This is a genomic window from Streptomyces violens (assembly GCF_000717745.1).
GTDB lineage: Bacteria > Actinomycetota > Actinomycetes > Streptomycetales > Streptomycetaceae > Streptomyces > Streptomyces violens.
In genome coordinates, this window is sequence record NZ_JOBH01000008.1 from 114952 (window position 1) to 135799 (window position 20848).

Here is a 20848-nt window from a genome sequence, read left to right on the forward strand (position 1 = left end):
TCAGAGAGCATCAGAGAGGCAGGTGACACCATGACCACGACCACCACCGGCACGGACACCGTCGCACTTCCGCGCCGGACCGCTCCCCTGTCGTCCGCCGACCAGCGGCGCGGGGCCCGCAGACGCCGGCTCGGCGCGTGCGGCGTGCTGATGACGCCGTTCTTCGTCCTGCTCGTGACGGTCTTCCTCATCCCCGTCGGTACCGCCGTGTGGCTGAGCTTCTTCGGCGCCGACCAGCCGGGACTCGGGTTCGGCCCGGAGCGGACCGTCTTCGTCGGGCTGCGCAGTTACGCGGCGGTCCTCACCGACCCGACCTTCCTCGGCGGCCTCGGCACGGTCGCCGCGTACTGCCTGTTCTACATCCCGCTGATGGTGGTGTGCGCCCTGGCGCTCGCCCTGCTGCTGGACTCGGGCGTGGTGCGGCTGCGGGCGTGGGCGCAGCTCGCGCTGTTCCTGCCGCACGCCGTGCCCGGCATCATCGCCGCGATCATCTGGCTGTACCTCTACACGCCCGGCATCAGCCCGGTGATCGAACTGCTGGCACGCGGCGACATCACCGTCGACTTCCTGGGCGTCCACACGGTCCTGCCCTCGATCGTGAACATCGCGGTGTGGAGCAACCTCGGCTACAACACCATCATCTTCTACGCCGCGCTGCAGGCCGTCCCGCGCGAGGTGATCGAAGCCTCGGTGGTCGACGGCGCGGGGCCGGTACGCACCGCCCTGCAGGTCAAGACCCCGCTGGTGCGCTCCTCGATCGTGATGGTCGCGATGTTCACACTGATCTGGGGACTGCAGCTGTTCACCGAGCCGATGCTGCTCGGCCAGCAGACCCCGATGATCAACTCGCGCTTCACCCCGAGCATGTACATCTACGACGCCGCCTTCAACCGCAACAACTACAGCCTGGCGGCGGCCGCCTCGGTGATCCTGCTCCTCTTCACCATCGCCCTGTCCTACGGCGTGACCCGCTGGACGAACCGGTCCGCCGAGAAGCAGGAGGCCGCCCGATGACCACCACCTCCGCAGCGCTGCGCCCCCGGCTGCTCGGCCGGACCGCCGTGAACACCGTCGTCGGCGTGTGCGTGCTGTACACCCTGCTGCCCGTCCTGTGGCTGGTGCTGGCCGCCACCAAGAACCGCGACGCGCTCTTCAGCAGCGAACTGCTGTCCCTCGGCGACTTCTCCTTCTTCGCCAATCTGGGCGAGCTGTTCGCCATGGACGGCGGGCTGTTCAGCCGGTGGTACGGCAACAGCCTGCTGTACGCGGTGCTGGGCGCGGCGCTCGGCGCGCTGATCAGCGTCGCCTGCGGTTACGCCTTCGACAAGTACGCCTTCCGGCACAAGGAGAAGCTCTTCGGCGTGGTGCTGGCCGCGGTCATGGTCCCGCAGACCGTGCTCGCACTGCCCCTGTACCTGATGGCGTCCGGCGTCGGGCTGGTCAACACCTTCTGGGCGGTCTTCCTCCCCGTCCTCTTCAACCCCTTCGGCGTCTACCTCGGCCGGATCTTCAGCCAGGGTTATGTGCCCGACGAGGTGCTGGAGGCGGCCCGCATCGACGGCGCCGGCGAGCTGGCCACCTACTTCCGGGTCGCCCTGCGGATGCTCGGGCCGGGGCTGGTGACCATCTTCCTCTTCCAGCTCACCGCGATCTGGAACAACTTCTTCCTGCCGATGGTGATGCTGTCCGACCAGGACCTTTACCCCCTGAGCCTGGGGCTGTACACGTGGAACAGCTCGGCGACCGTCTCGCCCGAGTACTACCCCGTCGTCGTCATGGGCTCGCTGCTCGCGGTGCTGCCGCTGATTCTCGCCTTCATGATGCTGCAGCGCTTCTGGCGCTCGGGGCTGACGGCGGGAGCGGTGAAGTAACCATCGGTACGAGTAACCACCGGTACGACCCGTACGACCCGTGCGACAAGTCGAAGGAGTTCCATGACCGAGGCGCGACACCGGCCGCGCGCCGCGCTCGCCATGAGCCAGGACGCCGCCACGGCCGTCTTCGGCCCGGACGAGACGGCCGCCCTCGCCGCCATCTGCGACCTGGCACCGCCCCCCGTACTCGACGACCTGACCACTGAACGGGCCCGCACGGTCCTCGCGGAGACGGAGGTGCTGGTCACCGGCTGGGGCTGCCCGCCCATCGACGCCGCGGTACTGGCCGCCGCGCCCCGCCTGCGAGCCATCGCGCACTCCGCGGGCAGTGTCCGCCACCACCTCACCGACGCCTGCTGGGACCGCGGTATCGAGGTCTCTTCGGCGGCCGCGGCCAACGCACTGCCGGTGGCCGAGTACACCGTCGCGATGATCCTGCTGGCGAACAAGCGCGTCCTGGAGCGGGCCCGCGACTACCGCGCCACCCGCAGCCGCGACGCCTGGCTGCGCACCGACCGCTCGGTGGGCAACTACCGCAATACCGTGGGCATTTGCTCCGCTTCGCTGATCGGGCGCCGGGTGATCGAGCTGCTGCGTCCGTACGATCTCCAGGTCCTGCTCTACGACCCGTACGTGACCGAGGCGGAGGCCGCGGCGCTGGGGGTGACGGGCGTCGGTATCGAGCAGCTGTTCGCCGCGAGCGACGTGGTCAGCGTGCACACGCCGCTGCTGCCCGCCACCCGCGGCCTGGTCAGCCGCGAGCTGATCGGCCGGCTGCGCCCCGGCGCCACACTGATCAACACCTCCCGGGGCGCCGTCGTCGACCAGGACGCACTCACCGACGCCGTGACCTCCGATCGCATCCACGCCGTCCTGGACGTCACCGAACCCGAGCTGCTGCCCCCCGACCACCCGCTGTGGGACTGCGACAACGCCCTGCTGACCCCGCATCTGGCGGGCTCCCAGGGCAACGAATGGCGCCGCCTCGCCGACCTGACGGTGAGTGAAGTGGCCCGGTGGGCCGCCGGCGACGGCTTCGCCCACCCCGTACACCGCGAAAGGCTGGCGTTCCTGGCATGACCGAAGTCACCGACTCCTTCCTCCAATTCCCCTCGGACGACCGCGTGTTGAGCCCGCACACGGGCTACACCCGTGCCCACTGGGAGGCCGCCGCCGACGGGCTGGTACGCGCCGCCCTGCGCTGGGCGACGCCCGGCGGGGCGCTGCTGGACCTGCCCGGGCGGCCGTCCCGGTCCGGCGTGCGCTCCGACGGGCTGGAGGGGTACGCGCGGACGTTCCTCGCCGCGGCGTTCCGCGTCGCGGGCGCGGACGGCGCGGACCCGCACGGCTTCCTGCCCCGGTACGCCGACGGGCTCGCGGCCGGCACCCGCACACCGGGCCGCGAGGACACCGAATCCTGGCCGCTGATCCTGGACCACCACATCCAGGGCCAGCCGATGGTGGAGTCGGCCTCCGTGGCGCTCGGCCTGCGACTGACCCGCCCGTGGCTGTGGGACCGCCTCGACACCGACGTACAGGACCGCACCGAGGAATGGCTGCGCGGCGCCCTGCGACACACCCCCGCACCCAACAACTGGTACCTCTTCGCCGTCACCGTCGCCGCCTTCCTGGAGTCGGTCGGCCGCGGCGACGCGGAGACCCGCCGTGCCATCGACCGCGGCCTGCACCTGCTGGAGACGTGGTACCGCGGCGACGGCTGGTACGCGGACGGCGACGGCCGCGCCTTCGACCACTACAACGGCTGGGCCCTGCACCTCTACCCGGTGCTGCACGCCCATCTGGCGGGCGACAAGGGCCTGCTGGACCTGTACGGGCCCCGGCTGAGCGAGCACCTGAAGGGTTACTCGCTCCTCTTCGGCGGCGACGGCGCCCCGATCCACTTCGGCCGCTCCCTGACCTACCGTTTCGCCGCGTCTGCGGCAGTGGGTCTCGGCGCACTGACCGGCCACACTCACCTCCCACCGGGTGTCTCCCGCCGCCTCCTCAGCGGCGCCCTGCGCCACTTCGTCACCCGGGGCGCGGTGGGAGCCGAGGACGGGCTGCTCAACCTGGGCTGGTACGGGCCGCACGAGCCCACCTGCCAGTCGTACTCGGGCCCCGGCTCCCCGTACTGGGCCTCCAAGGCGTTCGTCGCACTCCTCGCCCCCGCCGACGACCCGCTGTGGACGGCCACCGAGGAGACGGCCCCCGCCGAGACCGCCGACCGGGTGCTGGCGCTCCCCGCGCCCGGCCTGCTCGTCCAGACCACCGCGGCCGACGGCATCGCGCGGCTGCACAACCACGGCAGCGACCACGTCCGCCCGCACGAGGGCGACAACGCCGCCGCGCACGACGTGCTCTACGGCCGCTTCGCCTACTCGACCGGCACGGGCCCGACCTCCTCCGCCAACGCCCCCGACAACCACCTGGTCGTCGAGATCGGCGGACACTCCTCAGTACGCTGCCGAATCCATCCCCTGGGCGCCGGCGGCGACAACGACTGGGCCTGGGCAGCCTCCTGGCACCGCCCGGTGTTCGCCTCGGGCCCGCCGATGGTGCCGGGCCTGGAGGTACGCAGCGTCACGGTGGCCCGCGGCCGATACGAACTGAGGGTGCATCAGGTCACGGGCCTCCCGCACGGCGCCCGCATACACCTGACGGGCTGGGCAACGCCCCCGACCGGTGCACTGTCCTCGCAGCTCCACGGCCTGCACGGCTGGACGGACCGTGACGAGGTGCGCGCACCGCAGGGCACGGCCTTCACCCCCTGGGCGGTACTCCCCCGCCTCAGCACCACCCCCGTCGAGGACGCCGACGCAACGGTGACCGTGGCGGCCCTCGCCTCCCTGACCGGCACGGCAGAGGCGGCGCCACTGACCGATGTCGCCACCGTGGTGTCGGCGGACGCCGAGGAGATCCACATCCGGTGGCACGCCGACGACTCGGTCACCCGGATCACCTTCACGCCGATGACTGTGGAACACGGCTGGCCGGCCACCGACTCCATCGCTGCGGGCGCTGTATAGGCCCCTGTATAGGCTGGCGCGCATGGATGTGACGGGGTGTCTTGGGTGCGACCTTCTGGCCGGGCGCCGGGAGTTGCCCGGCGGTGTGCTGCACGAAACCGCTGCTTGGATGGTGAACCACGTCGTCGGTCCGATGAATCTCGGCACCTTGATCGTCGGCCCGCGGAAGCACGTCGTGGCCATCGCGGAGCTCGACGACACGGCAGCGGCGGAACTCGGCCCCTTGCTGCGCGAGACCGCCCGTGTCGTGGAGACGTTGTGCCGGCCCGAGCAGACCTACGTCTGCATGTGGTCGCATGGCCGCGATGCACGCAAGCACCTGCACATCGCGGTCCAGCCGGTGACCGCGGAAGTGCGGGCCCGCTACGGCGGGCTGCGCTCCGAGCAACTGCAGGCCCGCATGCTGGCGGACGGTGACGAGCCGGACATCAGGGATGTCGAGCAGTTCTGCGAGCGGGCTCGCGAGCTGTTCCGAACCGGGCAGGCTCAGCGGTTGTAGATGCGGATGCGGTAGCGCAGCCCGGACGTCGAGGACTGCCAGCCCTTGTCCTCGGCGACCTGCCACGTCGGATCCGGCGTCGGAGCGTACGTGTCGCCGTCCACCGTCGAGTCGACTTCGGTCACCGAGAGCGTCGTGGCGTACTGCAGGGCGGCACGGTAAATCTCACCGCCGCCGATCACCCATGCCGCTGCAGGGGCGGCCGGATCCAACGGCTCGGCTGCGAGCTCGAGAGCCTGGGCGATGGATCCGGCCCGTTCCGCGCCGTCGGCCGCCCATTGGGGATCGCGAGTCACCACGATGTTGCGCCTGCCGGGCAGCGGGCGGAATCGCGGGGGCAGCGAATCCCATGTCTTGCGCCCCATCACCACGGGATGGCCGAGAGTGGTCGCCTTGAAATGCGCCAGGTCCTCAGGCAGTCGCCACGGAATCGCGTTGTCCGCGCCGATCACGCCATCGAGGGTCTGCGCCCAGATCAGCCCGACGTTCATACCGCGACCGGGGCCTTGATGGCCGGGTGGTGCTGGTAGCCGACCACTTCCACGTCGGAGTACGCGTAGTCGAAGAGCGAGTCGGCGTGGCGCAGACGCAGCTCGGGGAACGCGAACGGGGTGCGTGTGAGCTGCTCGGTGACCTGCTCGACGTGATTGTCGTAGATGTGGCAGTCGCCGCCGGTCCAGATGAAGTCGCCCGGCTCGAGTCCGGTCTGCTGCGCCACCATGTGTGTGAGCAGGGCGTAGCTGGCGATGTTGAACGGGACGCCGAGGAACAGGTCCGCGCTGCGCTGGTAGAGCTGGCAGGAGAGCTTGCCGTCGGCGACGTAGAACTGGAAGAACGCGTGGCACGGGGCCAGCGCCATCCGGTCCAGCTCGGCGACGTTCCAGGCGGAGACGATCATCCGGCGGGAGTCCGGGTCGCGGCGCAGGGTGTCGAGGATCTGGCTGAGCTGGTCGATGTGGCTGCCGTCCGGGGTGGGCCAGGAGCGCCACTGCACGCCGTATACCGGGCCGAGCTCGCCGTCGGCGTCGGCCCACTCGTCCCAGATGCTGACACCGTGCTCTTGCAGCCAGCCGACGTTCGAGTCGCCGCGCAGGAACCACAGCAGCTCGTACACGATCGACTTGAGGTGCACCTTCTTGGTGGTGACCAGCGGGAACCCCTGCGAGAGGTCATAGCGCAGTTGGTGCCCGAAGATGCTCCGGGTGCCGGTGCCCGTCCGGTCGGCTTTGGCTGTCCCGGAGGTGAGCACCAGGCGCAATAGGTCTTCGTACTGGGTGTCCGCCACGGTCGTCGAGTCTACTGGCCTCTGCACGGGCTCGATTGTACCTACTAGTATGTATGCTCCTTCGGAAGATCCTTCAGGGAAGAGAACCGCTGGAAAGGGAGTCTCCGACATGCCATTTGTACGGATTGACGCGCTCGGGACCGACAGCGAGCGGCTCGACGCGCTCGGGCGGGCCGTACAGGACGCCCTCGGCGAGACGATCGGGTTTCCGCCCGAGGACCGGTTTCAGGTGTTGACCGGACACGATGGCGTCAACAGCACGTTGCGCTACGGCAGTTACCTGGGCGTGCGGCGCGATGAGGGGATCGTGTACGTCGCGATCACGATGCGTTCCGGGCGCGCCCCCGAGCAGAAGCGGGCGCTGTACCGGCGGATCGCCGAGCTCGCTCAGGAGTATGCGGGGACCGAACCGCGGAATGTGTTCATCACGCTGACCGAGAACGAGTCGATCGACTGGTCCTTCGGCCACGGGGTGGCGCAGTACGAGCCAGGGGCCGCTGACACACTGTGAGGCCGTCCCGGGCAGGGCCAGCGGCAGCACCAGTGACAGGAAGCGGAGCAGCACGTGACTACGGCGATTACCGAGATTGAGACGTATGGCGTCGAGCGGATACCGGACGAGGATCGTTCCGCGCGTCCGGTCGACCTCTTCCGGCTGGCCTTCGGCGGTGCCAATACGTTCGCGACCTGTGTGCTCGGGGCCTTTCCCGTGCTCTTCGGGTTGTCTTTTCTGCAGGGGCTCGCGGCGACCGTGCTCGGGCTGGTTGCCGGGGCGTTGCTGCTCGCTCCCATGGCGTTGTTCGGGCCGGTCAACGGTACGAACAATGCCGTGTCCTCCTCCGCGCACCTGGGCGTGCACGGGCGGATCGTCGGGTCTTTCCTCTCCCTGCTCACCGCCGTTGCGTTTTTCTCGATCTCGGTGTGGTCCTCGGGGGACGCGCTCGTCGGGGGTGCCCACCGGCTCGCTGGAGTCCCTGAATCGGGGCCGGCGTACGGACTCGCGTACGCGCTTTTCGGCGGGCTCGTTCTCGTCGTCTGCCTCTACGGTTTTCGCTTCATGTTGCTGGTCAACAAGGTGGCGGTGGTGGCGGCTTCGGCGATGTTCGTGCTCGGCGCGTTCGCGTTCGCGGGGGACTTCGATCCGGGTTACGCGGGCGCCTTCGCCTCCACCGGTGACCCACTGTTCTGGCCCTCGTTCGTCGGTGCCGCGCTGATCGTGCTGTCCAACCCGGTCTCCTTCGGTGCGTTCCTCGGCGACTGGTCCCGCTACATCCCCGACAAGACCTCGCGCCGCCGCGTGATGGGCGCCGCGTTCCTCGCCCAGTTGGCAACGCTGCTGCCCTTCGTCTTCGGTCTGGCCACCGCGTCGGTCATCGCGGAGAAGGCCGCGCGGTACGTCGACCCGGCGGCGCCCAACTACGTCGGCGGCCTCCTCGCCGTCTCGCCCGGCTGGTACTTCCTGCCGCTCTGCCTGATCGCCCTGATCGGCGGCCTGTCCACCGGTACCACCGCGCTCTACGGCACGGGCCTGGACTTCTCCAGCGTCTTCCCGCGCTTCAGCCGGGTGCAGGCCACGCTGTTCATCGGGGTGCTGTCGATCGCGTTCATCTTCGCCGGGCGCTTCGCGCTGAACCTCACCCAGTCCATCTCCACGTTCTCGACGCTGATCATCACCTGCACCGCGCCCTGGATGGTCGTCATGATCCTCGGCTATGTCACCCGCCGCGGCTGGTACGACGCGGACGCCATCCAGGTCTTCAACCGCCGCCAGCGTGGCGGCCGTTACTGGTTCACGCACGGCTGGAACTGGCGCGCCATGGCCGCCTGGCTGCTCTCCGCCACCGTGGGGCTGCTCTTCACCAACCTGCCCGGCCAGTTCGTCGGCCCGCTCGGTGGCCTCGCCGGCGGCGCCGACATCTCGCTGCCCGTCGGCCTCGTACTGGCCGCGGTGAGCTACCTCCTGCTGCTGACCGTTTTCCCCGAGCCGCGTGCGGTGTACGGGCCGGACGGGCCCCGGTTCGTCCGGGCGTCAGCGGCCGAAGTGCCGCCGATCGTCGGCGACTCCGGATCGTCGGTGTCCGCAGAGGCGCCGGTCACCGCCCGCTGACTGCACAGCAACCCCACCGCCACCTACACTTTTCGATCATGTTCAACGACGCCACCGGAACCGCCCAACCCCCGCTCTTCGACACTATGTCGACCATGCGGGCCATGCGCCGCCTGAAGCCCGATCCCGTGCCGGACGAGCTGCTGGAGCGGCTCGTCCAGGCCGCGGTCTGGGGTCCCAGCGGGGGCAACATGCAGCGGTACGAGTACGTCCTCGTCACCGACCCCGATGTCATGGCACGGCTGGCGCCGCTGTGGCAGCGGTGCGTGGACGCCTATCTGGCCACCACGGGCAAGCACGCGCCCGAGGGGATGGACGAGGCCGCGTACGGGCGCATGGTCGCGGCCATCGAGTACCAGCGCGACCACTTCGCGGAGACTCCCGCCCTGGTCATCCCCTGTTACCGGATGCCCGAGCAGCAGCCGGACGAGGCGGGGCTGCGGGCTTCGGCGCAGGCGTTGGGTGCGGACGCGGTGCAGGAGCTGGCGCGGATACAGCCGCGCTTCACCGCGCTCGCGGAAGGCTCGTGCGTCTATCCGGGCGTGCAGAACCTGCTGCTCGCCGCACGCGCGCTCGGCCTGGCCGCCAACATCACCATCTGGCATCTGATGCTGGAGCGGGAGTGGAAGCAGGTGCTGGGCATCCCCGAGGAGATGCGTACCTTCGCGGCGATTCCCGTGGGCTGGCCCGTCGGCAACTTCGGTCCGGTGCGGCGGCGCCCCGTCTCCGAGGTCATTCACCGCAACGCCTGGTGACCCTCTGTTGAGGGACTGGCCGCGCCCCGGCGGTGGGGGTGAGCCGACTCACTCCCCCGTCGGGGCGCGGTCACTCGCTCCGCACGGACTGTTAGGTGTAACATGCATCTATATGAGTGAGGTCAAGGCATGGTGCTCCGCCATCCAGCACAGCTTCCGGGCGGGGCTGAAGATGGAACGCGTACTCTCCGATCCCTGGGCGATCGGCCGGGCCGTACTCGCCGTCGTCGCAGCCTCCGTCGTCGGATGGCTGCTCGATGATCCGCTGGCCTGGGCCATGATGACGGTCGGGGCCTTCATCTGCGGGATCGGCACACTTCTGGCGCCGGTCCGGCACCGGGCGGTGAACGCGCTCGTCCTCGGGGTGGGCTTCACCCTCGCGACGCTGATCGGCGTGTACCTCCACCCGATGGGCTGGTGGTTCCTGATCGTGCTCGCCGTGGCGTCCTACGTCGCCGGACTGTGGCGCGCCCTGGGCGTGGCCCCCGGCATCCGGGCCTGCCTGGTCACGATCGGCCTCATGATCACCGCGGACCTCTCCCCCGGCATCCCGTCCGGGCTGACCATGGTCCAGTGGATCGCGGTCGGTTCCGCCATGGTCGTCGTCGCCCAGCTGCTGCCCCCGTACGGCCGTCGCCACCCCGCGCAGCGCAAGGCGGTGGCCGCCCTGTACCGGAGTCTGGCGAGCACCGCGCGGGCCGCCGGGCCCGCCGGGTACCTCTCGTCCGCGCCCTTCACGGCGGCCCGCTCGGCCCTCGACCTGCTGCCGGCGTTCGCCCGCCCCGCCGCGGCCCCGCTCTTCGGGCTGCTCTCGGAGGCGGAGGGCATCCGGCGGGCCCTGCACTTCCTGCCCCGGACGGCGCGCGTGCCGCGTACCGCCATCGCCGAGGCGCTCGACGCGGTCGCCGGTACGGTGCTGACCGCCCGGCGCCAGGACGCCGACCCCGAAGCGCTGCGGCTGCTCGACTCCTGGCGCGGCCCCGAGGCCGACGCGCTGCTCCCCCGCCTCCGGGAGGCGGCGCGGCTGGCCGACCACTGGCTCCAGGCCCGCGGTCCCGAAGGGCTGGACCAGGTACTGGACGCTTTCCCCGCCGAGAACGCGCTGCGCTCCGGATGGCGCCGGCTGTCCGCCGAGATGCGCCCGGGCGCTCCCCTCTTCCGGCACGCCATCCGCATCGCGGTCGGCACGGCTGCCGGTGAGGCGGCGGGCCGCGCGTTCGGCGACTTCTGGGGCCACGCCCTGCCCGACCACGGCTTCTGGGCGGCGCTCACCACGATGCTGGTGCTGTTCCCCGACTATGGGCACACCTTCGCGCGCGGCTGGAGCCGGCCGATCGGCTCGATCCTCGGCGGGCTCGTGGCGTGGGTGGTGCTGCTGCCCGGCGAGTGGAGCCCCGGCTGGCTGGTGATCGGCGCATCGGTCCTCGCGGCCTGCGTCTTCCTCACGCTCCGCGTCGGCCAGCTCGTACTGAACTTCTTCATCACCGCCTGGATCGTCTTCCTCATCAGCCGGCTCGGCTCGGCCCCCGACCTGATCGAGTGGGGCCGCCCCGCCGACACGCTCGTGGGCGCACTGCTCGGCCTGGTCGTCTTCGTGCTGATCCCGACCTACCACCACCACCGCACGCACGAGCTGCTGGCCGACTGGCTGCGGGTGCAGCAGCGGCTGCTGCCGGTGCTGGTCACCGGGTACGCCGAGGTCGGCGCCGTGGACCCGGCCGGCATCGATGTGCTGCGCCGGCAGTCCCGGCAGGCCAGGGAGCGCCTGGACGGCGCGATCGCCAGCCTCGGCCACGAGCCGCGCCGTCACCGCGCACGGTGGACCGCCGCGGAACTGGCCGGTATCCAGCGGTCGGTGTACGAGATCACCCAGTGCGCCGCGCTGCTGTACGACGGGCGGCCGGGTGCGGAGGCGGACGCCGTGCCTGAGACTGCCGAGTTCGCCGCGGTACTCGATCATCACCTCGCCGAGCTGGCCGCCGTCGTCGCCGCGAAGGGCCGGCCGCATCCCGGCGTCCTGCGCGCCGCCTTCGACGCGACGGCCGCCCGCAGCGGGCTCGCCGACCTGGTCGACCGCACCGCGCCCGACGGCGTCGCACACGCCCGTGGCCGCGCCCTCACGCTGTGCCTGCACACCGTGACGGCGGTCGAGGGGCTGGTCTCCCGACTGGCTTCCGGCGCGGAGGCCGGCGCACAGGGCCCGGCAGCGAGCCGGTTGGACGCCGTACGGGACCATCGAGCCCGGATGTCGTACGCCACCCCCCAACACACCACAGGGAGCTGACCGACCGATGACCACGAACACCGAGCACGCCCAGCGGCTCACCCAGCGCATCGAGGCAGCCGTCGCCGCCCCGGCGACCGATGACGCCTTCGACGTCGAGGCCGCCTTCGCCGAGGTGCTGGCAGGCATCGGCATGAGCCCGGAGGACACCGGGGGCAAGGTCACCTTCCTCGGTGCCGACCCGGTCGTACCGAGCACCCTGCGGCTGGGCGGGGCCGCCGCCATCGCGCTCGCGGCCAAGTCCGCGGCGGTCGCCAAGCTGTGGCGGCTGCGCGGCGGCGCCGGGCAGGACATCACCGTGGACCTGCGGAGCGCGCCGCACCGGCTGTGCCCGTTCTACGACCGCCGCTGGGAGCTGCTGAACGGCTATCCGGCAGCCTCCACGTCCAATGTGAACCAGGCGCTCGGCTTCTCCTTCTACCCCACCGCCGACGGGCGTTGGGTGATGCCGCTGAACCCCTACCCCGGCATCAAGGTGGCCGCCCAGAAGCTGCTGGACGTACCGGACGACGGCGCGGCCGTGGCGCGGGCGATCGCCCGGTGGAACGCCGCCGACCTGGAGCAGGCCGCCGTCGAGGCCGGGGTCGTGCTGCCCGTGCTCCGCTCCCCGCTGGAGATGCTCGACGAGCCGCAGTACCGCGACCACCTCGCGCACATGCCGCTGGTCGAGATCGAGAAGATCGGCGACAGCCCGGCCGAGCCCCTGCCGGAGGGCGTCGAACAGCCCCTGTCGGGCATCCGGGCTCTCGGCATGGGGCATGTGATCGCCGGTGCGGGCGCGGGCCGTGCGCTGGCGCTGCACGGTGCCGACGTACTCAACATCTGGCGCCCGAACGAGCACGAGCACGACACCACCTATGTGACGGCCAACGTCGGCGTCCGCTCCGCCACCCTCGACCCGCGCTCCGCCGACGGCTCGGCGCGGCTGCGCGAACTGCTGGGCGGGGCCGACGTGTTCTACGCCAATCGCCGCCCCGGTTACCTGGAGAGCATCGGGCTGGGTCCGGAGCAGGCCGCCGAGGCGCGCCCCGGCATCATCCACGCGACGGCCACCCTCAACGGCCCCACCGGGCCCTGGGCCGACCGGGTCGGCTTCGACCAGACGGCCGGCAGCCTGGTCGGCATGATGAACCTGGAGGGCGACGGCGAGCGGCCCGGCCTGCCGCCGATCCTCGTGGTCAATGACTACATCGTCTCCTGGCTGATGGCCGCCGGTGTCAGCGAGGCGCTGGCCCGCCGGGCGCGCGAGGGCGGCAGTTACCGGGTGCATGTCTCGCTGACCCGCGCCGCGTTGTGGATCCTCAGCCTCGGCGTCTTCGACAAGGCGTATGCGGCCGAGGTCGCCGGCACCGGTGAGCGCCACGCCTACCTCGACCCCGAGACCTTCACGGACGAGACCCCGCTCGGTACCTACCAAGGCGTCACCGATCAGGTACGGATGTCCGGCACTCCCGGCCGCTATTCCTTCACCCTCGTCGCGCGCGGCTCGTCCCGGCCGGAGTGGCTGGGGGCCTGACGCCCTTGGCGAGAACCGGTCCCAGCCGGAACGCACCGGGCTTCGCTCGCCTCCCTATCGATGAGCGGGGCCCGGGCCGCCCGCCGTAAAGGCGTTGCCGGGCGGCCCGGCCCCGGACGTCGCGACGGGTGGGAGTGATGGGTGCATGGGGCTGACCAGCCAGGCGCTCGTATACGTGGTGGCGGTGGCCGCCGTGCTCTGTGTGGTCCTCACGGTGTGGGGCTGGCCCCGGCTGGCCGGGCGCGGGCTCCGGCCCGTACTCGGTCGGCTCGCCTCGATCGCCGTCACCCAGCTCGCGATCGTCTGCGCGCTGGCCCTGGGCGTCAACTCCGCCTTCGAGTTCTACGGTTCGTGGGACGAGCTGCTCGGACGCAACGAGCAGGCGCCGGTGTCGGTCATCCGGCACGACGGCCGGGACGTGGCCGCCGGGGTGCGGGGCGGGCTGGTGCAGGCGGCCAGGCCGCAGGGGCTGGACCGGGTGACGGGGCTGCCCGCCGGGCCGCCGGAGAAGGCCGGCAAGGTGGAGTCCGTACGGATCATGGGGCGCCGGACCAGGGTGGTGAATCCGGCCTTCGTCTATCTGCCGCCGCAGTACTTCCAACGCCAGTTCCACCGGCAGCGGTTCCCCGTCATCGTCGCGATCAGCGGCTATCCCGGCGGCATCATGAACCTCGCGCAGTACTTGCAGGTGCCGCAGACCGCCGGGCGGCTGATCGCCCGGCACGCGATGCAGCCGACCGTCGTCGTCATGATCCGGCCGACCGTCGCACCGCCGCGGGACACCCAGTGCGTGGACGTGCCCGGCGGGCCGCAGGCCGAGACGTTCTTCACCAAGGACCTGCCGGACGCACTGAAGTCGGCCTACCGCGTCGGCCACGACCCCAGCGCCTGGGGCGCCCTCGGGTACTCCTCCGGTGGCACCTGCGCCCTCGAACTCGCCCTGCGCAATCCCGGTGTCTACACCTCGGCGGTCGCGCTGTCGGCCGACTACCGGATCCGGGACGACCTGACCACCGGCAGCCTCTTCGGCTCCGGGCCGCGGGCCGCCCAGCGGCAGCGCGAGCACGACCTGTTCTGGCGGCTGGCGCATCGGCCGGTGCCGCGGATCTCCGTACTGGTGGCCAGCAGCCGGCAGGGCGAGCCGGGGTACGCCGACACGATGCGGTTCGTGCGCGCGGCGAAACCGCCGATGACCGTGGACTCCATCATCCTGCCGCGGGGCAGCCACCACTTCACGACCTGGCGGCAGGAGATCACTCCGGCGATGCGGTGGATGGGCGGCCAGCTGACCTTCCCGCAGGATGTGGCGCCCCGGCCGCGGAAGAGCGGGCGGTCCTCGCCGTGACCCTTGACAACGGCATTGGTCTGAACCATTTTTAGCGCAGACACGGTGGCCACCGTCCCGTACGTGCCCCTTGGTTCGCCTCTTCCGTACCGGAGACAGTCATGCCCCGTACCTCAGATGTCAGACCCGGCCGGCACAGACGCCGACTCACGACCCTCCTCGCCGCCGTCGCGGCCGTCGTCTGCGCGGCAAGCAGCGCCCAAACGGTCGCCGCCGCCCCGCAGGCCGACGTCAATGTCGCCAAGAACTCGGGCTACGAGTCCGGGCTGAGCAACTGGACATGTTCCAACGGCAGTGGCACGACCGTCACGAGTCCCGTGCGCAGTGGCACGAGCGCCCTGAAGGCCACCCCGGCCGGCTCCGACCACGCCAAATGCACGCAGACCGTCGCGGTGAAGCCCGGCTCGACGTACAAACTCAGCGCGTACGTCCGGGGCGCGTACGTGTACCTCGGCGCGTCCGGCACCGGTACCACCGACGTCTCGACGTGGACGCAAGGCGGATCCGGCTGGCAGCAGATCGGTACCAGCTTCACCACCGGGCCCAGCACCACGTCCGTGACCGTCTACACCCACGGCTGGTACGGCCAGCCCGCCTACTTCGCCGACGACCTCAGCGTCTTCGGTCCCGACGGCGGTGGCGGCACCGATCCGATACCGGGCATACCCGCGGCCCCGACGGGCCTCGCCATCGGTTCCGTGACACCCTCCTCCGTCGCCCTCTCCTGGAACGCTGCCAAGGACGCCACCGGATACACCGTCTACCGTGACGGCGCCAAGGTGCAGTCCGTCAGTGGCACCTCCGCGACCGTGACCGGCCTGAGCCCGGCCACCGCGTACCGCTTCCAGGTCGCGGCGACCAACGCGGCCGGTGAGTCCGCAAGGTCCGCCGAGGTCACCGGTACCACGGCCGCCGACGGCGGGTCCGGAGGCAGTCCGGCGGTGCCCAAGCACGCGGTCACCGGCTACTGGCAGAACTTCAACAACGGCGCGGCCGTCCAGAAGATCAGCGATGTGCCGGGCCAGTACGACATCATCGCGGTCTCCTTCGCGGACGCCACGAGCACGCCCGGCGCGGTCACCTTCAACCTCGACACCGCGGGCCTGAACGGCTACACCGTCGACCAGTTCAAGGCGGACATCAAGGCCAAGCAGGCGGCCGGCAAGTCGGTGATCATCTCGGTCGGCGGCGAGAAGGGCACCGTCTCCGTCAACGACGCCACCTCGGCGGCGAACTTCGCGAACAGCGTGTACGCACTGATGCGGGAGTACGGATTCAACGGCGTCGACATCGACCTGGAGAACGGCCTCAACCCCACCTACATGACACAGGCGCTGCGCTCGCTGTCGCAGAAGGCGGGCAGTGGACTCGTCCTCACGATGGCCCCGCAGACCATCGACATGCAGTCGACGTCGGGCGGCTACTTCCAGACTGCGCTGAACGTCAAGGACATCCTGACCGTCGTCAACATGCAGTACTACAACAGCGGTTCGATGCTCGGCTGTGACGGCAAGGTGTACAGCCAGGGCTCGGTGGACTTCCTGACCGCACTGGCCTGCATCCAGCTCGAAGGCGGGCTCGACCCCTCCCAGGTGGGGATCGGGGTGCCTGCCTCCACGCGGGGCGCGGGCAGTGGTTATGTCGCGCCGAGCGTTGTCAACGCCGCTCTGGACTGCCTCACGAAGGGCACCGACTGTGGCACCTTCAAGCCCGCGAAGACCTACCCGGGCCTGCGCGGCGCCATGACCTGGTCGACGAACTGGGACGCGACCGCGGGCAACGCCTGGTCCAACGCGGTCGGCCCGCACGTCCACGCACTGCCGTAGCGACCGCCGTAACGTCTGCCGCAGCGGCGGTCCGCACGGCCGTGTTCACCTGGCCGTGATCCAGACATCACCTCCTGTTCGCCCGGGCGACACTCATCCCGTACGAAAGATCAGCGAGCATTCACGTGCAGTTCGTTGTGTTGGGATGAGTGTCGCCGTGAGGGGAACAAGAGTGCAAAGCCGTCGTCGGGTCCGTATGAGGCGTACGAGCCGATGGAGCACTCTGCTCGCCGGGGCCTGCGCGGGCACTCTGCTGCTCACCGGGTGCGGGGCGCAGGCCACCGATGAGGCGGAGGTGAGTCGCCGGTCCGCCGAGCCGGTACCGACCGGGGTCGACTGCGCGGGCGAGGGCAAGGCGCGTGGCTCCGGTTCGACGGCGCAGCAGAGCGCGATGGAGCACTGGATCGACGCGTACCAACGGGCCTGCCCGAGCGCGCAGATCGCCTACAACCCGCTGGGGTCGGGGGCCGGTGTCGCGCAGTTCCAGCGGGGGGCGACCGCGTTCGGTGCCACCGACGGGGTGCTGAGCAAGCAGGAGATCGCGTGGTCGCGGGAGGTCTGCCGGGGCGGCCGGGCGATCCATCTGCCGATGGCCGGCGGCCCCGTCGCCATCGGTTTCCATCTGCCGGGCGTGGAGAATCTGGTACTGGACGCACCGACGCTGGCGAAGATCTTCGATTCGCGGATCACCACCTGGGACGCCCCGGCCATCAAGAAGCTGAACCCGGGCACGAAGCTGCCGTCCCTGCCCATCCGGCCGATGCACCGCTCGGACGACTCGGGCACGACACAGAACTTCCAGGAGTACCTGGCCGGTGCCGCGCCCGAGGACTGGCCGCACCCCGCCGGAAAGGCGTGGGAGGGCAAGGGCGGTGGCTCCGCGACCGGTTCCTCCCGCGTCGCGGCGGAGGTGTCCTCCTCGGAGGGGACCATCGGCTACTTCGAGCTGTCCTCCGCCGTCTCCCGCAAGATCACCACGGTCAGCATCGACACGGGCGCGGGCGAGCCGGTGGCGCCCACGACGGAGACGGCCTCGGCCGGCATCGGCGCCGCGGACATCGTCGGAGAGGGCCACGACAAGACGCTCGCCTTTGACTACGACGCACCAAAGCCCGGCGCGTACCCCATCGTCCTGATGACCTATGAGGTCGTCTGCGACAAGGGCAACCAGGCCGCGTCCCTGCCGGTCCTCAAGTCGTTCCTGAGCTACACCGCCAGTACCGAGGGCCAGAAGCACCTCGCCGCGCTCCACTACGCCCCGCTCCCGGCCGCCGTCGCCACGGAGGTCCGCCGGGCGGTGCGCTCGCTGTCATGAGACCAGGGGCGGCCCCGGCGGGGCCGCCCCTGACTGCGTTGTGCGGTGCGATCAGAAGCCGCAGTACACGCTGGAGCCGTAGTCGCTCAGCAGGTCGTCGCGGACCCAGCCGGTGACACCCGTGCTGTCGTTTCTGAGGTACGTCCAGGTGTAGTCGCCGGCCACCGTGTAGCAGTGGTAGTCGAGCCGGTGGCCGGAGTAGGCGATGCCCTTGCTCACACAGCCGGTGCTGGACCCGCTGCGCTGGTTGGCGCCGCTCGCGGTGGCGTTCCAGGCGCTTCCGTCCTTGTCGGCGGCGGTCTTGCCGCAGGACGCGGCGGCCACCGCCGGAGTGGAAAGGGTGAACGGCAGGCAGACGGCCACCGCCGCGATGGCGGGCAGAACGGCTGCGAGTCGACGCTTCATGAAATCCCCCAGTTGCATTCTTTTGTTGGCACCGCTGTTGGCACCGCTTGTCGGCACGGCTCCTGCTTGCCGGGTGGCCTGAAGCAAGAACAGTGACCACTGCACCGCGTGGGATGCACGTGGCGTTAGTACGATCCTGTTCTGAACATGGCGAAGAAAGCATTCCGCCCCGGAGTGACCGATTTCGGGTGTCCGCGAGGCCGAAAAGCCGCTACGGGCGCACAAATTGGCACATGACGTGAGGAGAGGCACGTTGAGCGCTCGCATACTGGTCGCCGAGGACGACGTGAAACAGGCCCGCCTGATCCGGCTCTACCTGGAGCGGGAGGGGAACGAGGTGCAGGTCGTCGGCGACGGCCGCGCCGCCGTGGACCGGGCCCGCTCCTCCCGGCCCGACCTCATCGTGCTCGACGTGATGATGCCGAACGTCGACGGACTCGACGTCTGCCGCATCCTGCGCGCCGAGTCCCAGGTCCCGATCCTGCTGCTCACCGCGCGCACCACGGAGGAGGACATGCTGCTGGGGCTGGACCTCGGGGCCGACGACTACATGACCAAGCCGTACAGCCCACGCGAACTCACCGCGCGGGTCCGGGCGTTGTTACGGCGGGCGAAGGCGGCGGGGCGTACGGAGCCCGCCGTGCTCACGGTCGGGGACCTGGAGATCGACACCGCGCGCTTCGAGGTGCGGGTGGCCGGGGAGCCGGTGGTGCTGACCGGCAAGGAGTTCGCCATTCTGACCGTGCTCGCGGGCGAGCCCGGCCGCGCGTTCACGCGGGCCCAGATCATCGACCGGGTCTTCGGGTTCGATCAGAACGTCCTGGAGCGCACGGTCGACGCGCATGTGATGAACCTCCGGCGGAAGCTGGAGAAGGGGGGCGGCCCCGACGGACCGCGGTATGTGGAGACGGTGTACGGGCGGGGTTACCGGCTGGCGGCCGGGCAGTCCGGCCCGGAAGGGGCGGCACGGTGAGTTTCCGGCTGCGGGCGCTCGCCCTGCTGATGCTCGTCGCGATGGCCGCCACGGCGGCGACCGCCTGGCTGACGTGGCGTCAGGCGACGCGGCAGGCCGCCGATTCCGTCACCGCCGGGCGGCAGGTGGTCTCCCGTATCACCGGCGAGCTGTACGCCTACGGCTTCGCGCACGGCACCTGGGAAGGCATCTCCCCCACGGTGAGCCGGCTGGCGAAGGACACCGGACAGCGGATCTGGGTCGCCACGGAGGCCGACGAGCTGCTCGCCGACTCCGACGCGCTCACGGGCCGCGAGCCGCGCGCGGTGAGCCGGCAGCCCCCGGTCCTGGTCGACCCGCGCCCCACCCTGCGGCTGCCGACGGACCAGGTACCGCTGGCCTCGGTCAAGCGCACGGTCACCGCGATCGGCGAGTACCGGTCGGCCGCGGCCTACGCAGCCTGCCTCACCCGGGCCGGGGCCAAGGTGACGGCCCGCCCGAACAGCATCGGCGTGCCCCGCGTCAGTACGGACGGCACAGTGCCGGGGCAGTGCGAGGAGCCGGCGGCGGCATCCGACCCGAAAGCCGCCCGAGACCACGCGGCGGTCCAGAAGTGCGCGGACGAACGGCGGTTCGCCACCTGCCTGCAGCGGACCTTCGACGAACGGATCGGCTCGGCCGCACCACCTCGGCTCCAGGTCCGCCTCGGGGTGCGCGACGAATCCCCGCCCACCCTCGCCGCCGCGCCCACCGTGGCCGTCGCGGTCGGGGTCGCCCTCGCGGCCATCCTCGGCGCACTGCTGCTGAGCAGGGCCGTACTGCGCCCGATCCGCGCCCTGACGCTGGCCGCCCGGGGACTGGGGGACGGCGAGCTGGGGCAGCGGGTCCCGGTCTCCGGACGGGACGAGATCGCCGAACTGGGGCGGGCCTTCAACCGGATGGCCGACTCCCTCCAGGCCGGCGAGGAACGCCAGCGCCGCCTCACCGGCGACATCGCGCACGAGCTGCGCACTCCCCTGGCCAACCTGCGCGGCTACCTGGAAGCACTGCAGGACGGGGTCGTGGAGCCGACGCCCGAACTCCTCGCGTCCCTCCACGAGGAGGCGATGCTGCAGCAGCGGATCGTGGACGACCTGCAGGACCTGGCGCTGGCCGAGGCCGGCGCGCTCACCTACCACCGCGCCGACGTCGACCTGCGCGACCTGCTGGACACCTGCCGCACCGCCCACCGCGCCCAGGCCGAGAGCGCCGGTGTCGCGCTGGAACTGGCGGCGCCGCAGCCGACGTACACGGTCGCCGACGCCGACCGGCTGCGCCAGGTCATCGGCAATCTGGTCGGCAACGCGATCCGGGCCACGGCGCCGGGCGGCACGGTCACACTGGCCCTGGCCTCCCGCGACGACCTGGCGGTCCTCCAGGTCCGGGACACCGGCACGGGCATAGCGGCCGAGGACCTGCCGCACCTCTTCGACCGCTTCTGGCGCGCGGACGCGGCCCGGGGCCGCGCCACCGGCGGCAGCGGCCTGGGCCTGTCCATCGCCCGGCAGATCGTGCACGACCACCGGGGGACGATCGAGGTCGCGAGCACGGTGGGGGTGGGGACGGTCTTCACTGTGACGCTGCCGCTCGGTCACGGGGGCATGGACGGCACCGGCTGAG

18 protein-coding genes are annotated in these 20848 nt (G+C 70.8%); 15 read left to right on the plus strand and 3 right to left on the minus strand.

Annotated features, from left to right (window positions below; translation table 11 throughout):
• Positions 1 to 30 precede the first annotated feature (30 nt).
• The 5 genes from IF04_RS0116705 (at position 31) to IF04_RS0116725 (ending at position 5399) form a co-directional block, all read left to right on the plus strand.
• The gene (locus IF04_RS0116705; protein ID WP_030257356.1) at positions 31 to 1014 is read left to right on the plus strand and encodes a carbohydrate ABC transporter permease; all 984 of its coding nucleotides are present in this window, start codon (positions 31 to 33) and stop codon (positions 1012 to 1014) included.
• Complete coding sequence (locus IF04_RS0116710; protein ID WP_030257360.1) at positions 1011 to 1871, plus strand: carbohydrate ABC transporter permease; 861 nt, start codon at positions 1011 to 1013, stop codon at positions 1869 to 1871. Before IF04_RS0116705 ends, IF04_RS0116710 begins: the two co-directional genes overlap by 4 nt.
• A 63-nt stretch (positions 1872 to 1934) precedes the next feature.
• Entirely contained in the window at positions 1935 to 2954 is a 1020-nt protein-coding gene (locus IF04_RS0116715; protein ID WP_030257364.1) for a hydroxyacid dehydrogenase, read from the plus strand.
• Positions 2951 to 4900 carry a DUF2264 domain-containing protein gene (locus tag IF04_RS0116720; protein WP_037959694.1) on the plus strand — a complete coding sequence of 650 codons (1950 nt, stop codon included), beginning with the start codon at positions 2951 to 2953 and terminating at the stop codon, positions 4898 to 4900. Before IF04_RS0116715 ends, IF04_RS0116720 begins: the two co-directional genes overlap by 4 nt.
• 22 nt (positions 4901 to 4922) lie before the next feature.
• The gene (locus IF04_RS0116725) at positions 4923 to 5399 is read left to right on the plus strand and encodes an HIT family protein (RefSeq protein WP_030257372.1); all 477 of its coding nucleotides are present in this window, start codon (positions 4923 to 4925) and stop codon (positions 5397 to 5399) included.
• Here the strand turns inward: IF04_RS0116725 and IF04_RS0116730 are convergent.
• Positions 5387 to 5890 carry a dihydrofolate reductase gene (locus tag IF04_RS0116730; RefSeq protein WP_030257376.1) on the minus strand — a complete coding sequence of 168 codons (504 nt, stop codon included), beginning with the start codon at positions 5888 to 5890 and terminating at the stop codon, positions 5387 to 5389. The two genes, IF04_RS0116725 and IF04_RS0116730, sit on opposite strands and share 13 nt — an antisense overlap.
• Positions 5887 to 6684 (minus strand): thymidylate synthase, encoded by a 798-nt coding sequence (locus IF04_RS0116735; protein ID WP_030257380.1) that lies wholly within the window; start codon positions 6682 to 6684, stop codon positions 5887 to 5889. The genes IF04_RS0116730 and IF04_RS0116735 overlap by 4 nt, the downstream gene beginning before the upstream one ends.
• A 109-nt stretch (positions 6685 to 6793) precedes the next feature.
• Between IF04_RS0116735 and IF04_RS0116740 the strand changes: the two genes are divergently transcribed.
• From IF04_RS0116740 to pstS, 8 genes are all read left to right on the plus strand, one after another.
• On the plus strand, positions 6794 to 7195 hold the full coding sequence (locus tag IF04_RS0116740) for a tautomerase family protein (protein WP_030257383.1): 402 nt from the start codon (positions 6794 to 6796) through the stop codon (positions 7193 to 7195).
• Positions 7196 to 7249: 54 nt separating this feature from the next.
• Entirely contained in the window at positions 7250 to 8791 is a 1542-nt protein-coding gene (locus IF04_RS0116745; protein WP_030257387.1) for a purine-cytosine permease family protein, read from the plus strand.
• A 38-nt stretch (positions 8792 to 8829) separates the two neighbouring features.
• On the plus strand, positions 8830 to 9546 hold the full coding sequence (locus tag IF04_RS0116750; protein WP_030257389.1) for a nitroreductase family protein: 717 nt from the start codon (positions 8830 to 8832) through the stop codon (positions 9544 to 9546).
• 112 nt (positions 9547 to 9658) lie between these two features.
• The gene (locus IF04_RS0116755; protein ID WP_030257392.1) at positions 9659 to 11830 is read left to right on the plus strand and encodes an FUSC family protein; all 2172 of its coding nucleotides are present in this window, start codon (positions 9659 to 9661) and stop codon (positions 11828 to 11830) included.
• A 7-nt stretch (positions 11831 to 11837) separates the two neighbouring features.
• Positions 11838 to 13346 (plus strand): CoA transferase, encoded by a 1509-nt coding sequence (locus tag IF04_RS0116760; RefSeq protein ID WP_030257394.1) that lies wholly within the window; start codon positions 11838 to 11840, stop codon positions 13344 to 13346.
• Between the two features lie 145 nt (positions 13347 to 13491).
• Positions 13492 to 14691 carry an alpha/beta hydrolase gene (locus IF04_RS0116765; RefSeq protein WP_051831305.1) on the plus strand — a complete coding sequence of 400 codons (1200 nt, stop codon included), beginning with the start codon at positions 13492 to 13494 and terminating at the stop codon, positions 14689 to 14691.
• Between the two features lie 101 nt (positions 14692 to 14792).
• The gene (locus tag IF04_RS0116770; protein ID WP_030257400.1) at positions 14793 to 16517 is read left to right on the plus strand and encodes a chitinase; all 1725 of its coding nucleotides are present in this window, start codon (positions 14793 to 14795) and stop codon (positions 16515 to 16517) included.
• Between the two features lie 295 nt (positions 16518 to 16812).
• Positions 16813 to 17832, plus strand: a complete 1020-nt coding sequence (gene pstS / locus IF04_RS0116775; RefSeq protein WP_245654423.1) for a phosphate ABC transporter substrate-binding protein PstS — start codon at positions 16813 to 16815, stop codon at positions 17830 to 17832.
• Between the two features lie 51 nt (positions 17833 to 17883).
• Here the strand turns inward: pstS and IF04_RS0116780 are convergent, their stop codons facing one another.
• On the minus strand, positions 17884 to 18237 hold the full coding sequence (locus tag IF04_RS0116780; protein ID WP_030257406.1) for a hypothetical protein: 354 nt from the start codon (positions 18235 to 18237) through the stop codon (positions 17884 to 17886).
• 253 nt (positions 18238 to 18490) lie between these two features.
• Between IF04_RS0116780 and IF04_RS0116785 the strand changes: the two genes are divergently transcribed.
• A complete protein-coding gene (locus IF04_RS0116785; RefSeq protein WP_030257410.1) occupies positions 18491 to 19210 on the plus strand; it encodes a response regulator transcription factor in 720 nt (239 codons plus the stop codon).
• Positions 19207 to 20847, plus strand: a complete 1641-nt coding sequence (locus tag IF04_RS0116790) for a sensor histidine kinase (RefSeq protein WP_030257413.1) — start codon at positions 19207 to 19209, stop codon at positions 20845 to 20847. The genes IF04_RS0116785 and IF04_RS0116790 overlap by 4 nt, the downstream gene beginning before the upstream one ends.
• The last annotated feature ends 1 nt before the right edge of the window (position 20848 follow it).

Excerpts from the sequence above, each read along its gene's own strand:
- IF04_RS0116770 (WP_030257400.1), top strand. The coding sequence starts at position 14,793 with ATGCCCCGTACCTCAGATGTCAGACCCGGCCGGCACAGACGCCGACTC.
- IF04_RS0116780 (WP_030257406.1), bottom strand. The coding sequence starts at position 18,237 with ATGAAGCGTCGACTCGCAGCCGTTCTGCCCGCCATCGCGGCGGTGGCC.
- IF04_RS0116730 (WP_030257376.1), bottom strand. The coding sequence starts at position 5,890 with ATGAACGTCGGGCTGATCTGGGCGCAGACCCTCGATGGCGTGATCGGC.
- IF04_RS0116755 (WP_030257392.1), top strand. The coding sequence starts at position 9,659 with ATGAGTGAGGTCAAGGCATGGTGCTCCGCCATCCAGCACAGCTTCCGG.
- IF04_RS0116760 (WP_030257394.1), top strand. The coding sequence starts at position 11,838 with ATGACCACGAACACCGAGCACGCCCAGCGGCTCACCCAGCGCATCGAG.
- IF04_RS0116750 (WP_030257389.1), top strand. The coding sequence starts at position 8,830 with ATGTTCAACGACGCCACCGGAACCGCCCAACCCCCGCTCTTCGACACT.
- IF04_RS0116720 (WP_037959694.1), top strand. The coding sequence starts at position 2,951 with ATGACCGAAGTCACCGACTCCTTCCTCCAATTCCCCTCGGACGACCGC.
- IF04_RS0116710 (WP_030257360.1), top strand. The coding sequence starts at position 1,011 with ATGACCACCACCTCCGCAGCGCTGCGCCCCCGGCTGCTCGGCCGGACC.
- IF04_RS0116725 (WP_030257372.1), top strand. The coding sequence starts at position 4,923 with ATGGATGTGACGGGGTGTCTTGGGTGCGACCTTCTGGCCGGGCGCCGG.
- IF04_RS0116765 (WP_051831305.1), top strand. The coding sequence starts at position 13,492 with ATGGGGCTGACCAGCCAGGCGCTCGTATACGTGGTGGCGGTGGCCGCC.
- IF04_RS0116715 (WP_030257364.1), top strand. The coding sequence starts at position 1,935 with ATGACCGAGGCGCGACACCGGCCGCGCGCCGCGCTCGCCATGAGCCAG.
- IF04_RS0116740 (WP_030257383.1), top strand. The coding sequence starts at position 6,794 with ATGCCATTTGTACGGATTGACGCGCTCGGGACCGACAGCGAGCGGCTC.
- IF04_RS0116705 (WP_030257356.1), top strand. The coding sequence starts at position 31 with ATGACCACGACCACCACCGGCACGGACACCGTCGCACTTCCGCGCCGG.